Annotated in this window: 14 protein-coding genes; 4 read left to right on the top strand and 10 right to left on the bottom strand. The window is 39.2% G+C overall.

Features of this window, described 5'->3' with window-relative positions; translation table 11 throughout:
• Positions 1-1,719: carbohydrate binding domain-containing protein (locus BLW60_RS16350; protein ID WP_175460961.1), on the top strand; the 1,719-nt coding region annotated here is incomplete at its 5' end.
• Between the two features lie 63 nt (positions 1,720-1,782).
• Here the strand turns inward: BLW60_RS16350 and BLW60_RS15795 are convergent.
• Complete coding sequence (locus tag BLW60_RS15795) at positions 1,783-2,349, bottom strand: haloacid dehalogenase-like hydrolase (RefSeq protein WP_074719098.1); 567 nt, start codon at positions 2,347-2,349, stop codon at positions 1,783-1,785.
• 237 nt (positions 2,350-2,586) lie between these two features.
• Between BLW60_RS15795 and BLW60_RS15790 the strand changes: the two genes are divergently transcribed.
• Positions 2,587-6,012, top strand: coding sequence for a TIR domain-containing protein (locus BLW60_RS15790; protein ID WP_074719096.1), 3,426 nt, complete (start codon positions 2,587-2,589; stop codon positions 6,010-6,012).
• Positions 6,002-7,960 carry a hypothetical protein gene (locus BLW60_RS15785; protein WP_074719094.1) on the top strand — a complete coding sequence of 653 codons (1,959 nt, stop codon included), beginning with the start codon at positions 6,002-6,004 and terminating at the stop codon, positions 7,958-7,960. Before BLW60_RS15790 ends, BLW60_RS15785 begins: the two co-directional genes overlap by 11 nt.
• A 33-nt stretch (positions 7,961-7,993) precedes the next feature.
• Here the strand turns inward: BLW60_RS15785 and BLW60_RS15780 are convergent, their stop codons facing one another.
• The 9 genes from BLW60_RS15780 to BLW60_RS15745 form a co-directional block, all read right to left on the bottom strand.
• Positions 7,994-9,187, bottom strand: coding sequence for a homoserine dehydrogenase (locus tag BLW60_RS15780; protein ID WP_074719092.1), 1,194 nt, complete (start codon positions 9,185-9,187; stop codon positions 7,994-7,996).
• A 21-nt stretch (positions 9,188-9,208) separates the two neighbouring features.
• Positions 9,209-9,652 (bottom strand): ACT domain-containing protein, encoded by a 444-nt coding sequence (locus BLW60_RS15775; protein ID WP_074719090.1) that lies wholly within the window; start codon positions 9,650-9,652, stop codon positions 9,209-9,211.
• Between the two features lie 179 nt (positions 9,653-9,831).
• Entirely contained in the window at positions 9,832-11,106 is a 1,275-nt protein-coding gene (locus BLW60_RS15770; RefSeq protein WP_074719088.1) for a replication-associated recombination protein A, read from the bottom strand.
• An 18-nt stretch (positions 11,107-11,124) separates the two neighbouring features.
• Entirely contained in the window at positions 11,125-11,475 is a 351-nt protein-coding gene (locus BLW60_RS15765) for a VOC family protein (protein ID WP_074719086.1), read from the bottom strand.
• Between the two features lie 52 nt (positions 11,476-11,527).
• Positions 11,528-12,784, bottom strand: a complete 1,257-nt coding sequence (gene glyA, locus BLW60_RS15760; RefSeq protein ID WP_074719084.1) for a serine hydroxymethyltransferase — start codon at positions 12,782-12,784, stop codon at positions 11,528-11,530.
• Between the two features lie 141 nt (positions 12,785-12,925).
• Positions 12,926-13,903 carry a dockerin type I domain-containing protein gene (locus BLW60_RS15755; protein WP_139283445.1) on the bottom strand — a complete coding sequence of 326 codons (978 nt, stop codon included), beginning with the start codon at positions 13,901-13,903 and terminating at the stop codon, positions 12,926-12,928.
• An 11-nt stretch (positions 13,904-13,914) separates the two neighbouring features.
• Entirely contained in the window at positions 13,915-14,193 is a 279-nt protein-coding gene (locus BLW60_RS16620) for a hypothetical protein (protein WP_139283444.1), read from the bottom strand.
• Between the two features lie 20 nt (positions 14,194-14,213).
• Positions 14,214-14,477, bottom strand: a complete 264-nt coding sequence (locus BLW60_RS15750) for a hypothetical protein (protein WP_074719082.1) — start codon at positions 14,475-14,477, stop codon at positions 14,214-14,216.
• A 148-nt stretch (positions 14,478-14,625) separates the two neighbouring features.
• Entirely contained in the window at positions 14,626-16,227 is a 1,602-nt protein-coding gene (locus BLW60_RS15745; RefSeq protein ID WP_242872904.1) for a putative bifunctional diguanylate cyclase/phosphodiesterase, read from the bottom strand.
• Positions 16,228-17,158: 931 nt separating this feature from the next.
• Here BLW60_RS15745 and BLW60_RS15740 point away from each other — a divergent pair.
• On the top strand, positions 17,159-17,784 hold a 626-nt coding region (locus BLW60_RS15740; RefSeq protein ID WP_242872903.1), incomplete at its 3' end, for an alpha/beta hydrolase-fold protein.

Here is a 17,784-nt window from a genome sequence, read left to right as displayed (position 1 = left end):
TCTGCTAATGTAAAGAGCGTAAGAGTTTACGAGAACGGTCTCGGTGACAATCCGAATCCGGGCACAACAACACCTGTACAGACAGTAAAGGCTGATGATAACGGCAATTACTTCACAAGCACATTCGAGAGCGGCAAGGACAACTGGACAGGCAGAGGCGATGCAACAGTAGCAACTGATTCAAGCGACTACTATGACGGCAGCAAGTCACTCTACGTTTCAGGCAGAGGCCAGGAATGGAACGGCTGCGCTATCACACTTGATTCAAGTGCATTTGTTCCCGGTCAGACATACAGCTTCAGTACAGCAGTACTTCAGAAGTCAGGCAGCACAGTAACAATGCAGATGTCACTCCAGCAGGACGACGGCAACGGTGCTTCATATACAAGCATTGCAACAGCAGACGCAAAGAGCAACGAGTGGACAAAGCTTGAAAATACAAAATTCACTATCCCTGATAACTCAGGCGATATGATCCTCTATATCGAGACACCTCAGGATTCTGGTGATCTTTGCGACTTCTACATTGATTCCGTTCAGGTTTCAAAGTCTGGCAAGGAGTCCTCTGTTGTAACAGGACAGGGTACTGTTGGCGGTTCATCAACTGTTACACAACCAGGTAACAATAATCCTCCTCAGACAGGAACAAGCAATCTTACAAAGAACCAGACTATAAAGATCATGCCTGCCGGTGATTCTATTACCAACGGCGACGGCGAGCAGGGCGGCTATAGAAAGTATCTCTATGATGCTCTTACAAAGATGGGCTATAAGATCGACATGGTAGGTCCTAACGGAAGAGATAATGCGTCTGCTAACGGCATTACATATGACGATAACCACGCAGGTTTCAGCGGATATCAGATAAAAGAAGTTCCCGGTTGGGGACAGCAGCAGGGCGGCAAGGGCAGCTTATACAATGAGCTCAAGAATAACAGTGCTGTTAAGAAGGCTCAGCCCGATATCATTCTCCTTATGATCGGTACAAATGATCTGACAGCTAACCGCTCCATGGACGCTTGTGCATCTGATCTTCGCGCTATGCTTGACTATATGCTCAGCGAAATGCCTTCCGACGGCGTTATATTCCTTTGCTCAGTTCCCGAGCATACAGCTTACGGCGGAAATACTCAGAAGATCGCTAACTACAACAACACTGTCAAGAAGGTCGCTGAGGAGTACGCAAACAAGAACGTTATATTTGCCGATGTTCACGGCTGTCTCAATGGCATGAACGATATAAGTAACGATCAGCTTCACCCAAACGGCGGTGGTTATAAGAAGATTGGTAATTTCTTTGCAGGAGTTATTGACGATTATGTAACCGCTTCAGCAGCTGTTGTTACAACGACAACAACAACTACTACTACAACAACCACTACGACCACCACAACATCTACTACAACGACAACTACTACTTCTACAACTACAACAGAAGAGCCGACAACAACTACCACAACTACTACAGCTCCTCCTGAGATCAAGGTAACACTTGCAGGCGATGTAAACTGTGACGGTAATATTGATATGTCTGATGTAGTTCTTATCATGCAGTCACTTGCTAATCCTAACAAGTACGGCGTAAAGGGTACAGATCCAAACGCACTTACAGATCAGGGGGCTGCAAACGCTGATGTTGACAAGGAGTCAAAAGGACTTACATCAAACGACGCACTTTTGATCCAGAAATATCTGCTTGGCTTAGTTAACAGTCTCTAAGATATAATTTACCATAAAAAAACGGGATCGGGAATTATTCCTGATCCTGTTTTTTTATTTGAGTTATTTTATTCTTTTGAGACTGCCTTTTTTTACAAGATAAACTTTATCCGATATATCCATTAAAGCTTTGTCATTGAAAGAATCAGTGTAAAAACAGTCGATATGCTTATCGCCATAAACCTTTTTATACTGTTTTACTTTATTATCGCCGAAGTTAAGGTATTTTACCTTCATTCTATCGGCATCAATCCTGCTGCATATGATGTTCTCGGTGTTTAAAAGTTCACTTATACCGTATATAAGGAAATCCGGACCTGCTGTGATTATAACATCGTCCTTATTTATCCTGCTAAGCATTTTTTTATCGAGCTTGCAGCGGTTCTTTTGCCAGAATCCGTCAACAGAATTGAAGATCTCATTTTTATCATGCAGAGCATTTTTCAGAAAATCATTTATAGCAGTGACCATTTTCTTTTTTTCGACCATACAGAGCTTATATTTAATAAGGTTGATGAAAATAGACGGCAGATATTTTATTATCTTTTTATTGGTTCTTATCATATATAATGCAAGATCAACCGAGCTCTCGCCGTGGTAGAGAGTGTTGTCAAAGTCAAATACTTTCATTGATAGCTCCTTTTTATGTGATTATACAATTGATTATAACATATCAGCGGTGTAAAAGCAAGCTGTACGGTTACTAATTACCGTTAGTATAAGCTTGAACGTGAAAAGGGTGTATCATGATATTACAGTATATAATCCAAAAGGTTTTATCTCCTATTGAAAAAAATGAAAATATATGGTAGAATTAATATGTCGATATACCGAGTGATCGGTGAATATATTTAGGGAGATATGAAAATGTCAGAGTACAAATACAAGGCTTTTATAAGCTATCGTCATCTTGAGCCTGATATGCAGGCTGCGGAGAAGCTTCAGAAGCTTCTTGAAAACTACAAGCCGCCCAAGAAAATGGTCGAAAAGAACGAGAAATGGCGTATTTTCAGAGATGTTTCCGAGCTGCAGTCCAGCAGTGATCTCAGCGAGGATATAAAGAATGCTGTTGAGAATTCAGAATATCTTATTGTTATATGCTCACCTGAGTACAATCAGTCAAAATGGTGCTTGCAGGAGATCACAAGATTTCGTGAACTTCACGGCAATACTAACGAGAATATCATAACACTGCTTGTAAAAGGACCTCCTAAGGAAGCTTTTCCGGAGCAGCTTACATATACTGAGGTCAAGACTGTGGACGATAATGGTAATGAAACGACCGTTAAAGTTGAGGTCGAGCCTCTTGCAGCAAATATAACCGCTGACAGTCTGAAAGAGTCCATGAAAAAGCTCAATACCGAGTATCTTAGAATTGCAGCTCCATTGCTTGGCTGTGATTTCAACGATCTCTTTCAGCGTGAAAAGCGTCGTGAAGCAGCTCGAAGACGTCGAATTTTCGGTGGTGTATCAGGAGTTCTTTCTGTAATTACATTGATAAGTGTAATATCCGCACTTACTATCAATAACAAAAATAAGCAGATACAGAAACAGAACGATCAGATAAAAAGTCAGAATGAACAGATCGAAAAGAAGAATAACGACCTGCTTATTGAGAATTCAGAGCACCTTGCAGCTGAGTCCGAAAAGCTGTATAAGGATAACAGCCTGATTTCTGCCATTCAAAAAGCACTTGAAGCTATGCCGTCTGACGGTGAGGAAAAGCCTATAGTTCCCGAAGCTGAGTATGCTTTATCACGAGAAATGGGTATGTTCAAAAGCGAGCAGATAATACCTCAGCTTTCTCTTAAACATGAGACAGCAGTAGAAAAGCTTTCGTTTATGGGACAGGGAAAAACCATCGTTTCACAGGATTCTACAGGTATTTATTTCTGGAATGCAGAAAGCGGTGAGCTTCTGAAAAAAATCTCTGCTTCTGACAGTGATTTCGCATCGGATAAATACGGAAGTTCAAACGAGCTGACTTCAATATTTGAGATAAATGACGATAAAACTGGAACATATTTCAGCAGTACGGCTGCTCCCGGAAATCTAAGTTACCAGATTAGTTCTGTTCTTGGAAATGTATATGTCAATTACGCACACGATGTTTCTGATGACGAACCGGGTACAGGCGATGATGTATACATATATAACTCGGAATATAAATTATGGAAGTTTGATGGTGCAACAGGAGATATTAAATGGTGCTCCGAACTCTCAGAAAACGCATATAGTTATTACCAGGTCACAAATACAGATAATTATATCGTAAGATTTTATCAGGATAAAAATGTTATAGGCTCAAGTGAAATTTCTATGCCGGGAAGTGACTTGTTTATGGAGATTATAGACCGTAAAACAGGAAATGTCACTGATACAGTCAATGTCAGCAGTCTTGAAAAAGGAACATTTAGTATCCTACAGAATAACGAACTTCAAGATATAGTTAATAATACTGTTTATTTTTATAATAACGATAAAGAAGCTATGATAGCTTATTCTATCAAAGATCATAAGCTTGAAGAAAAATGCAGGATCGTTTTGCCTGAATTCTCAGTAGGAAGCATAAGAACAGCAGAACTTAATATGTTAGGCAATGATCCTGTTATAGTAACGAATGATATATTTGCTTTAAAACTTAATGCTAATATCAAGCGTATGGACAATGACATGAAGGAAGTGTTATGGAGTACAGATATTCCTGTAAACTATACTTCAGGAAGCAAAATATTTAAATTTAATAAGGACGAATCAGGCTCTGAAATAGATGTTCTTGGTGTTGTTACAAACAGAACTATCTCACTACTTGACTACAACAGTGGTAAATTGATAAAAACTATATCTCTTGACAGCGAAATAGTTGATGTATCATTCAGCAGACGCGGATTAATAATGTTCACAGTTTCTACAGGTGAGGAATATGTGATAAGTATTAACAGCTATCTCGGTGACTCCAGCAGATACGGCGCATACAAGATACAAAACTTCAATACAGGCATTTCATTATGCAGCTACAGCAGAGGCAGATATGTTACATCAGAAATGTATTCAAATACAGCATATATACAGTATATCCAGAAGAACGAGTTTTTCAATACTATAAATGCAGGTGAAAATATCCATGATTATAACGTTTTTGGAGTAAGTGAGGACGGAAAATACGCAGTAGTATCTGCTGTAGAATATCCTGATACAGAAAAATACACTGATTCTGATCTTGTAAAGCATTTTTATATCTTCCACACTGATGAAGAAAAATGTTATGAAATAGAAGCTTTAAAAGGATATACCGTATGTGGTGCTGAATTTGCAGACGGTAATAAAATAATAGCAGCATTATCCAATTCAGTTATGGATAAAAGGCTTGTCATCATAGATGCTCTTAATGGAAATATCAATGATTTCAGCGGAGATTATGATTTCCAGCTGAATGCATTAAAAATGATCCCATACGGAAATAGCGTGTATTATACAGTTAATAATAACAGAGATCTTTTACGTGCCTGTTCTGACGGAACAATATCTCTTTGGTCAGGAGAAAAAGAGATAAATATTATGCCCGAAAGAGAGATATGCAACGGAGTAGCCGATATATACGATGATAAGGCTGCTGTTTTCTATACTGATAATACGGATCAAAGCCGTGGTATAGAAGTATACAGCTTTACAGATGGAAAAAGGATAAAAATGGATTTTGACTTTTCATCTGATGATGGACTTAATGTAAATAAGCTTTTTTGGCAAAACAGCTCAACAATAGGAGCATTTATGAGTGATCGAAGCGTTGTATTTTTCAACGCAGAGACGGGAGATAAGAAAGCAGAAATATCACTTGACGGTACAAGTCAGGAGCCGTTATCTGTTATTCCGATTGATGAAGATAGATTTGCTGTATTATGCCGTGATCTGTGTCTTTACGAGATGAATTCCGAAGGTTTTACAGGCAGAAGCCTGAAACTTGAAATCGGAATTGATGAAAGGAATGGTATTTCAGAAAATGACAGTGAAAAAGCGTCACTGCTCATAACTAAACAGTCAACAGATACTTCGTGCATATATGTTATCTGGTCAAACGAAAAGGCATGGCTTATAAATAAGGATAAATTTAAGGTAAGATACAGTATTGATGACTTTGTAGGAGCTCCTTCCAACAGCGATAAAGTGTTTATACTTGATATGGGCAGGGACAAAGCAGGCTATATGCCGATATATGCTCCTCAGCAGCTCATTGACACTGCAAAGTCGTATATTGCAAGATTATTTGGAGAGGTACTGACTAATGAAAAGTAAGACCAAAGTAAGAACATCACGGTTTATTTTTGTACTTGCAATAGTTTCGTTTCTTATCGCTACAGCGCAGGGAGTACTTTATTACAAGAAATATGATGCGTTTTTCAAATTACTTCTTGTAATGCAGAATAGTATAAATGCTTTTGGATTTAAAGCATCAGTATCCATAAAAGATGTTATAGCATTTATTAACAATGATCCTTCATTATTAAATACTGTGGTTGGTTATGCATACTGTATTGCGGTATTTACTGCTCCATACTGCACTATATCCTTCGTGTATAAGTTTCTTGAACGCATACTCAGACTGATAATAGGTTTCAGAAGAAGAAAAAACTGCAAGCACATATTTGTTTTCGGATACAATGATGATGTAAAATCAATGCTTCGCAACAATAAATCTGATCCTAAAGAGATATGTATTCACATTATCACTACTGAAAAGATCAGTCAGGAGGAAATATACGACCTTAATAAATCAGGATATGTGATACATAATATTGACGTTTTAAAAGCAGCTACAGAGGAACTTTCATCGCTTTTTGAGAAAACTCATCTTGAAAATGCGAAAAACATCATTCTCTTTGATACATCATCTATTCGTAATTTCTCACTTTTACAGACGTTCAGGCTTTGTGAAAAAGATGATCCTGCAAAAATAAAGCTATGTGAAGGCGCAAAAGTTTCATGCAGATGTGAAGAAGAAGGAATTGGCAGACTCATTGCTGAATATTATAACAGTGCAGCAGGAAAAGATGCATTTTATGATCTGGAGCTCGTTAATTTCCCTGAGATGCAGATACATAAAATGTACAGTGATGTTCCGCTTCATACCGTATATAAGGACACTGATACAACTCTTGATGAATGTACAGTTCATCTTCTTGTAGCAGGCTTGGGACAAATGGGACAGCAGGCTGTTCTACAAGCTATGAATCTTGGCATCATGAGCGATAAAAATAAGATCATTATTGATGTATTTGATACAAACATAAAAAAGCAAAAAGCTGAATTTATAAATCAATTCAGCTCTGAAACATTCGATATAAGTGAGGATAAAATCAGATTAAAAAACGAAGCTGCTGACGGATTACTTGAAATAAACTTTTATGCACTTAATGTACAGTATCTTGATTTTTACAGTCTGCTTCGAGAAAAAACTGCTTCTGATCCGTATACATATGCAGTTATTACCCTTGAAAACATTGATCTTGCAGTAAACTGTGCAATGCAGCTTGAGGAAATATTTTGTGAGAACGGACATGAAATACCTATTCTTATGAGAATGGACTCAGACAGGCGGCTTGCTGGGTTTATTTCATCAGAAAACTCAGCTCTTGCCAATGTAAGGATAATTGACGACAGAAGCTGCATTATAACTCTTGATATGATAATCAATCGTGAGATTGACAGGATAGCAAAGGAATACAATCATTTGTACAATAATATCTCGATAATAACTTCAGATGAAGAAGGAAATACGGACAACTCTGATGCAGATCCCGAAACAGAATGGAACAGGCTCAGACTGTTCAGACGATCGTCAAGCAAAGCTGCTGCATACCATGATGAGGTCAAGGAGTTTATTATTCCTAAGCTTGCAAATGAAAAGGGGACAGATCTGGACGAGAAACTTGAAGAAATACTCGGTGCAGAGGGAAGTATTTTGAAATATACAGGCTCTGCATGGAGAATGAACGTTTCTGAGAGCGAAGTGTTGGAGAGACTTAAAAGTGACAGTTTTGCTTACGCCCTTGCCTCACTTGAGCATAGACGCTGGTGCAGCTATATGGCTTCTATAGGCTGGCGTGCAGGTGAGAGAAGTGACAGGTTCAGAAGAAATCCATGTCTTGTCACTCAGCAGAAGCTTATGGAGTCTAATCCTGAAATGTGCAAATACGATCTTATGTCTTTAATGGAAAGATACAGAATGAACGCTGATAGATAACAAAAAAGCTCCCTTTGAAAGGGAGCTTTTGAATTATTCAAGAACAGGTAAAAGTGCGAGAGCACCCAGATCTTTTGCTTTCTTCTGAGCCTCTGCAAATGTTAACTCTTCTGTAGTTACGTATGAGAGACCATTTTCGTTGTTGTACACTTCAACGCCGTTTATTGCTGAACCGTTTGGAACACGGAAATACCAACGAGATTTGAAGTTATCAATTGTTTCAACAAATGAATTATCAGAAGAAGATTCCCACGTCTGAGAGAAAATTGTTACCTTATGCTTTACTGCTTCGATAACATCGCCCATTACAGCACTTGCTGTAGGAAGCTTTCCTGCACCTCTGCCGTAGAACATTGTCTGGTCGATACCGTCACCGTAAACAAGTACAGCATTGAAAACATCGTTAACACCTGACATAATATTGTCATATGAAACAAGTGTAGGCATTACGCAGGGGAGAATTTTACCATTATCGAGCTTTGTAACAGAAGCTACGAGCTTTATAGCGTATCCGAGAACATCAGAAGCTTCAACATCGCAAAGCTGTACATCAGTAATGCCCTTTGTGAAAACATTCTTCGGATAAACGTGTTTGCCGAAAACAAGGGAAGAAATAATGCATATCTTGCGGCAGGCATCGTGACCTTCTATATCGGCTGTCGGATCTTTTTCAGCGTATCCAAGCTCCTGTGCAAGCTTGAGAGCATCTGCAAAAGGCATATTTTCATTATACATCTTTGTAAGTATAAAGTTTGTAGTACCATTGAGGATACCTGCGACTTTAGAAATATCATTAGCAGCAAGACAACGGTGAAGCGGTCTGATTATCGGTATAGCACCGCCGACACTTGCCTCAAATAAGAAGTTGCAGTTGTGTTCTTTGGCTGTTTTGAGAAGAATATCTCCTTTTTCTGCAACGAGTTCCTTATTTGAAGTAGAAACACTTTTTCCTTTTTCAAGGCAGGCTTTCACAAAAGTGAAAGCAGGTTCAACACCGCCCATGCACTCAGCAACAGAAATTACTTCATCATCGTTTAATATATCATTAAAATCCTTTGTGAATTTATCAGCATAAGGAGAATCAGGAAAATCTCTGAGATCAAGGATATACTTTATATCCATTTCAGTTCCTGCGTGTTTTTCGATACTCTTTTTGTTTTTATAGAAGAGTTCAACTACGCCTGAACCTACTACACCGTGACCTAAAACTGCAAATTTGACTGACATAAAAGAAAAACCTCCGTAAAATTACTCAGCGGAGAGGATCTTCACCTCTAAAACACCGTCGAGTTCAGTAATTGAATTAAGTGAAGTGAGTTCCGAATCGGAATCGCCTGTAAGCCTGAGTGAAATATTGACAGCTGCTGCACCGTCTACGGGTATGCTCTGATTAACAGTCAGGATATTTGCATTCAGGTTATGAAGAAATACGAGTGCGCTTGAAAGTACCCCGGGACTGTCGCTGAGAAGCAGGTAGATATTAACGATCTTCCTGTTAAAGAGCTCCTCATACGAAAAAACGCTGTCCTTATACTTATAATAAGCACTTCTCGAAATGCCGATACGCTTGCAGGCAGAAGCAAAGCTTTTTTCGCCTTTCTGTGCCATAAGCTTCTTTACTTCAAGTACTTTTGTAAATACTTCGGGAAGTATCTTTGCATCGGCAACTATAAGCTGTGATTTGGTATCCATAAGAAATCACCTTTTTTAGTGTAATCTAAAGAAATAGTCCGTCAGTGGTGAACAATTGTACATTACTTAATTACTATAACATTTTTTTGACGATTTGTCAAGACTAAATAATTGATGTTAATTATAAAAAAATTATGTATCTTGCCATAAAAAATCCGCAGCCTGAGCTGCGGAAGCGATCATTTATCCAATTCACTGATGAGCTTTTGTCTGTACATATATGCAGACTGCTCCTGCTTATTTTCGCCGAAGTGATAGTAAACGTGATCTTTAAGTGCATCAGGGAGATACTGCTGTCTGACAAAGTGGTTAGGGAAGTCGTGAGGATAGAGATAATGCTGTCCAACCACCTTTGCACCTTTGCCGTCAAAGTGAACATTTTGCAGATGGCGCGGAAAGTCAAGTGCATCACAGCTTTTTATGTCTTCTAAAGCTGCGTCAATTGCCATGCAGGCACTGTTTGATTTCGGAGCAGTAGCCATAAGGATAATAGCCTCTGCAATTGGAAGTTTAGCCTCGGGAAGTCCCAACTGTAAGGCAGAGTCAACACAAGCTTTTACAATTGGCACAGCCATAGGGTAGGCGAGTCCAACGTCCTCAGAGGCAATGCATAGCATACGTCTGCAAAGCGAGATTATATCACCTGCTGCAATAAGACGGGCAGCATAATGCAGAGCAGCATTTTCGTCAGAACCACGTACAGATTTATGAAATGCCGATAGTATATCATAATGTTGGTCACCGTCACGGTCATAGCGCATATTACTGCGCTGAGCAAGTATTTCGAGCGAATCATCGGTAACAGTAACTTTTCCGTCTGAGAGTTCACCGCATACAACAGCAAGCTCTGCGGTATTAATAGCTTTGCGTACATCACCGCCGCAGCTGTAAGCTATTTTGGTGATTATATCATCGGAAGCAATTATATCATATCCGTTTTCTTCGGACATTATGCTGAAAGCTCGTTTTATTGCAGGTATAAGCTGTTCAGCAGTTACAGGCTTGAACTCAAATACAGTACTTCGGCTTATTACGGCATTAAAAATGGCAAAATAAGGATTTTCAGTTGTGGAAGCTATCAGCGTGATATCGCCGTTTTCAATGTATTCGAGAAGGCTCTGCTGCTGTTTCTTATTGAGATATTGTATCTCGTCAAGATAGAGAAGAATGCCGTTTTCACTGCCGAATGTGCCGATATCTGCAACAACGTCCTTGATATCTGACAGTGAAGCGTTAGTTCCGTTGAGTTTGTATAGTGACATACCACAGTTTTCAGCGATTATACGTGCAACAGTGGTCTTTCCGACACCCGACGGACCATAGAATATCATATTCGGAACTGTTCCGCTTTCGATTATGCGGCGCAGAGGCTTGCCTTCTGCGAGGATATGCTCCTGACCGACTACATCGGCAAGAGTTTTAGGGCGTATTTTATCAGCTAATGGTGCGGACATAGCTTTTCTCCTCTCTATTTATTTTACAGGTGCTGTGATCTCGATATGATTTCCCTCGGGATCAATGAACTCTGCTACGTAGTTATTACCGATTTTAGTTAACGGAAAACATATTTTTTTATCCTTGATCTTTTCTTTAAGACATTCGATACTTTCAACGCTTATGCTTGGCAGGCAGTTGCTGCCGAAAATATGAGGTTCATTTGTTTTTTCAAATGCAAAAAGTCCAAGTCTGAACCCGTTTACATCAAAAACGCTGTAAATATCATTTCTTTCAGTGACTTTCCGTTCAAAGAAATCCTCATAAAAGGATATTGCTCTATCCATGTCTTTAACGCAAAGATAAAGTGAATTAATGTGAAATTTCATATAATTAATAAAAACGGGACGGACAGCCTGTCCGTCCCTTAAAAGCTATTGATTACTTGTAAAGTGGGAACTTCTCGCAGATAGCGTTTACGCCTGCACGGATCTCATCAGCCTTGTTCTCGAAATCTGTAGCGCAGAGGTAGATGTACTCAGCGATCTTTTCCATTTCCTCAACTCCGAGACCTCTTGTTGTAACAGCAGGTGTACCGATACGGATACCGCTTGTTACAAATGGCTTCTCAGGATCGTTGTGGATAGCGTTCTTGTTAACTGTGATATAGACCTCGTCGAGTCTGTGCTCGAGCTCCTTACCTGTGATGCTGAAAGGACGGAGATCAACGAGCATGAGGTGGTTGTCAGTACCGCCTGTAACGAGATTGAAGCCTCTCTTGAGGAGTCCATCGGCAAGAGCCTTAGCGTTCTTTACTATTCTCTCCTGATAATCCTTGAACTCAGGCTTGAGAGCTTCGCCGAAACATACTGCCTTAGCAGCGATTGTATGCATAAGAGGACCACCCTGTGTACCAGGGAAGATAGCGGAATTGATCTTCTTAGCGAGTGCCTCGTCGTTTGTGAGGATAAGTCCGCCTCTTGGTCCGCGAAGAGTCTTGTGAGTTGTAGTTGTTGTAATATGAGCATATGGAACAGGTGACTGGTGGCAGCCTGCTGCAACAAGACCTGCGATATGAGCCATATCTACCATAAGGAGTGCTCCTACTGAATCAGCGATCTCACGAAGTCTCTTGAAGTCGATTGCTCTTGGATAAGCACTTGCACCAGCAACGATGAGCTTTGGCTTGTGCTCGTTTGCGAGAGCCTGTACTGTATCATAGTTGATCATCTCTGTTTCATCGTCAAGACCGTAAGAAACAAAGTTGAAGTATTTACCTGAGAGGTTTACAGGTGAACCGTGTGTAAGGTGACCGCCGTCAGCAAGGCTCATACCGAGAACAGTATCTCCGGGCTGAAGAACAGCAAAATATACAGCTGTGTTAGCCTGAGCACCTGAATGAGGCTGAACGTTTGCAAATTTAGCACCGAAGAGTTTGCAGGCTCTTTCGATAGCGATAGCCTCAACTTCGTCAACGCACTGACATCCGCCGTAGTAACGCTTTCCTGGATAACCCTCAGCGTACTTATTTGTTAAAACGCTTCCCATAGCAGCCATAACAGCTGGGGAAACTATATTTTCGCTTGCGATAAGCTCAAGATTTCTCTGCTGACGAGCAAGCTCTTTACCCATAGCCTCGCCTACAGCAGGATCGTAACCCTTTACGAAGCCGATTGAATCCATAAGATCGTTGTACATTATTAGCACTCCTTTAAATAATTAGTGAATTTGCGCAAATGCATTACTTTTTAATTATACAATATTTCTCAAAAAATTTCAATAGGTATCAGCAAAAAAATCAAAAAATAAAAATGTCCCGTAAAACAGGACATTTTTAACTTATTTTATACCGAGAGCATCATAGTCCAGAATATCTTCCCAGTCATAGAAGTTCGGATCTATAGAAGCTTGCGCGTAGTATTTAAGGATAAGAGAAGCATCATGCGAGTCTAACTGACCGTCCATATTAACATCAGAAAGCTTTATCAATTTATCCGAAACATCAGGATTTTGAGAAGCAGCCATACCTGCGTACACATTTAGCACTTTAGATGCATCAGCTGAGTTGATACTACCGTCCTCATTGACATCGCCGAGATCTCTGTAGCAAAGGATATCGAAAGAGCATAAAGCTTTCTGATCACCGATAGGGTATACAGAAATGGTAGCTTTATCACTATTAGCAAAAGCATCTGAAAGAGCGGAAGGCTTTGCTATACAGCTCTCTGACACATTTATAGTACTTTCTTCCGTTATGTAGTTTCCGTTTTTATCCTTCTGTGGAGTCTGAACAGAAAGCTTTATCGCTACATCGAGACCTTTGAGCGATACATTGCCCTTTGTCGAGAAATATCTGTGTTTATTGGGAGTAGATTTAAGTGTTATGGTAGCTGTTTTTGAAAGTGCATGGATAGTATAGTCGGAATCAGCAAAATCAGGCTTGATATCCCACGACGAGAAATCCTGTTCGGTGTTTACATCTATGTGTTTGTGCAGTGATTTTATATCAACAGCATCATAATTTATCGGATCACCGTCTTCAACTGCAAGTGTAGTTAAAAGTTTGCCGTCAAAATCAAGGAATTTTATATAATAAGTTCTTAACGTTGTAGGTTCGGTAGTTGGTTCAGCGGTAGTAGTTGTCGTGCTTGTTGATGATGTTGCAGACGAAACAGATGTTGATGAACTCGCTGAAGCACTTACCATATTTGTATCAGCTAATTCGCTCGGCGTTACAGCCGCAGCAGAAAAAGCAGCTATTGAAGCTCCTGACAGCAATAGTGCTGATGCAGCAGCTGCCATAGTATTTTTAATCATTATATTTTCTCCTAACTGTTTCCTATGCAGAATAATCTGCATAATTTTGAAAGCCTTTCGCATACTCTTGTGTAGTGATCGCGTTTAAGTCTGCGAAGCATGAAGTTGGCGTATATAAATCTCTCTGTTTCTTCTTCAAAACCATATATTGCATAAAGTATTACTTCGTCATCGGCAAGTTCGCCTGATTGCTCTATCGCCATTGAACGATACTCATCAAAACGTTCTTCGATATCATCAAGTCGGTAAAAACCATGATATACGAAATCAATATAAAGGTCTATATCCATAAGAAACAGCCTCCTGTATATCATTCCTCGTTGTTTTCGGAAGAATTATTTTTATCTGATGATCTGTTTAGTTTGTTCTTTTGATGCTTGAATGATATAAAACCTGAAATGATCGCAGCAACAATAAATAACGACACCATCACTGCAATAATAATGCCTTTTGAAGTGCATGTTTTTTTTGTGTCGTCTGCGGCATAAGCTGTTAAGCATTCAGAAAACATCATTGTTAATGATAATGCAACTGATATAAGCGCAGTAATTATTTTAGCAGTTTTTTTCTGCATTTTATCAGCTCCTTCCAAGATCATTATAACATATAATTCGAGAAATAGCAATATTCTCGGCTGAATTTATGGATAAAAACGTAAAAGCTGCCTGTTTTGCAAAGCAATACAAAAAACGTAATGACAGCAAAACAGACAGCTATTTAATTTAGCGGCTGACAGAATCGATAACAATTTTTTCGGCTGCATCAGGCATCAATGGTCTGCCCCATACAAATCCCTGAATAAAGTCGCAGCCGATCTCTTTAAGTGTATCGACTTGTTCGGCTTCTTCTACACCCTCTGCTATAACATCAAAGCCCATAATGTGACCAATAGATATGATAGCAGAAACATACTGCCTTGAAGATTCGCTTGTATTCATTTTGTCGATGAATGACTTGTCAACTTTAAGCAGATGTGCGGGGAAGCGGTTAAGATAACTAAGTGAGGAGTAACCTGTACCGAAATCATCGATCGCAATTTGAACTCCCATGGCTTTAAGTTCATCAATGTATTGCAATGCCTTGTCAACAGAGTCGATCATAATAGACTCTGTTATCTCTATTTCAAGATTTTTTGCTGGAACTCCACTGCTTTGCAGTACATTACGTATCTCATCGAGGAAGTCATTTTTCATCAGATGACGTACAGATACATTGACACTCAGCATGATATCCGCACCAGTCTTTCTAAGCAGTTCTCCGAAGAACATAGCAGCTTTACGAAATACCATTCCATCGACTTTATCGACAAGTCCGACTTTTTCTGCTACAGGTATAAATTCGCCGGGGCTGATATTAGTTCCGTCGGCATCTTTCATTCTGGCAAGTGCCTCAAATCCGCGGAGCTTATGATCCATATCAAACTGCGGCTGCAGATTGAAATATATCGTTTCTTTTTCAAGAGCAGCTCTTATCTTGCCTTCGACTTCTATTGTATGCTCAATTTTCAGAAGATCAGGCGTAAAACGCAGGATATGATTACTGCTGTTAGTACGCTTTACTTCATGCATTGCTGCATCTGCATAAGAGAACACACTGTCTCTTGTTTCGGCATCAACAGGGAACTCCGCATATCCGAAGCTTGCAGTGATATATAAGTCGCAGTTATCGATAGTCAGTCTGTTTTGCAGTACAGCTTCATATTGCTTGATAGTATTGACGATGTCCTTATCTGTCTGATAATCACGGATTATCAAGCCAAATTCATCACCGCTTAAACGTGTTATAAAATCCTGTGTACCAGTGATACCTGTGTCGGCAATAGTTTTCCAGCGTGATGCTATCTCACAAAGCACAGCATTTCCTGTTTCAAATCCCATGGTATCATTTATACCTTTAAATCCGTTGATATCAATGGAAGCAAGAGCAAATCTTTCGCCTTTTTCAATAAGTGCCAGCAAAAGTCGTGAGCAGGCAAATCTGTTAGGCAGCTTTGTGAGCTGATCGGTCACAGCCTGATCACTTAGCTCTTTTTGATATGCATCAACTTGTTTGTTGTTGAAATAGATGATAGTTATTGCTATAATAGCCAGGAGATTACTGAATACACCCGGAAGACTTCCGATGTTGTGATGAAAAATGATACCTGAAAGTACCAGCGGAAGCTGAATTATAAGTAATCCTAAGGCTGTAAAATAGCCTTTCTTTTGAAAGTAAAATGTCATGAATATAACACATATCTCGGAAAGTGCGGAAAAAATGCCTGCGAAAGAGTAGAAGGGTATCGATGCACCTAAGATATTGACAACAGATTTTGAAGTTGCCATAACACGTATAATGACTGCGGCAATTATATACAATAATAAAAGTACAACATAAACACTGTTCGGAGCTTTTTTTCGTGACGAAAGCCTGCTTAGCGTTTTCTCTATATTTTTTCGGCTCTCCTGATTTCTTTTCATACCTTCCATTCCTTTCAAAAGCAATATATTCTCTTCTATTTCTTTTCTATCTTGAATTAAAGTTATATAAAACAAAAGTGCATGAATGAGTCAAAGTTATTGCAGTAGATATAGCTGTTAAAGTTGAAATATTATTATAAAATCTTCTGACTAAAGAAACTATTATTATCCATATACAAATTGTAACATTTTTGTAAGAATACTTCAATAATTATTTGTTAACAGGCTGAAATTTACAAAAAAATTGGTGTGTTGACCAATTAGAAGAAGTATTTGTTGTGCGAATTGCAGCATAAATTATGGATACATATTGTGGTAATTGATATTGAGTATACGATCTGTAATTACTCGAAAGAAAAAATCTTACGAATATCAGTTATCACAGTTCATCGTTAAAGCCAGAATAATTTTTTCAAGAGAATCATCTCTTGTATTTTTTATTTTACAAAGTGCTTTTTCAGCTGAAAAGATATGATGAAATAGTAAAATTATAACTTTCCGAACTCTTTCAAATTATTTTATAACTTGGTGTATAAATTAGCACTAATCTTCAAAATATCCACTAAATATTCATAATATCCACCACATGAGTAAAGTGACGTGGTATGACCAATTGAATTGTTTAATTAATATCACAAAAAATGATAACTTAAATTAATTACAGCAAATATTGACTTGTATTTAATTACTAAATAGAATATTGTAAAAGTGAAATATATAGAGCATTTGCTTATAAGGGGGTTATTTAGTCGCTAATAGGTTTATAAAACAGTGTTTAACCAAAGGAGTGATCGGATTGAAAACGAAAACATTCAAAAAGATCATCAGCGGAACCGTATCCGCATTGATGATCGCAACAAGTATACCATTTTCTTCAACTGCTGCTAATGGCAATATTGACTTAGGCAATGTCGCAGACAACAATGTTGGCGGAGGCTTCGGAGACTGGGGCGGTTTCGGCGGCGGAATGAACTGGGGCGGCTTCGGCGGCGACAATGGCGGAGGCATGGATTGGAGCGGATTTGCGGGCGGCTTCAACGGCGGCGGTGCTGCGATCGGCAGTGACGCAGGTAACGGCGGCAATGCTAAGTCAGGTCTCAATGCTGAGATCAAGAACGATATGCCTACAACCGTTCCAAGCGGCGTTGAAAAGACAAGTCAGTGCAAGGTCGAGAAAAAGACCTATATGTGCAAATACACAGGCAAACAGAAGACTTGTAACGTAATCCTGCCTCCAAACTATAATTCAAGCAAGAAGTATCCTGTAATGTTTGTTCTTCACGGTATCATGGGCAGTGAAAACGACATGGTAAGCGGTATGGGCGTACAGGAGCTTATGACAGGTCTTATGACCAGCGGTAAAGCTGAGGAGTTCATTGTTGTGACTCCAAATATGTTCACAAGTAAGACAATGAGCGGTCC

The sequence above is a fragment of the Ruminococcus flavefaciens genome (assembly GCF_900108555.1).
GTDB classification, from domain to species: domain Bacteria; phylum Bacillota; class Clostridia; order Oscillospirales; family Ruminococcaceae; genus Ruminococcus; species Ruminococcus flavefaciens_P.
Note: the sequence above shows the minus strand (reverse complement) of the source record. Positions and strands in the feature narration are given on the sequence as shown.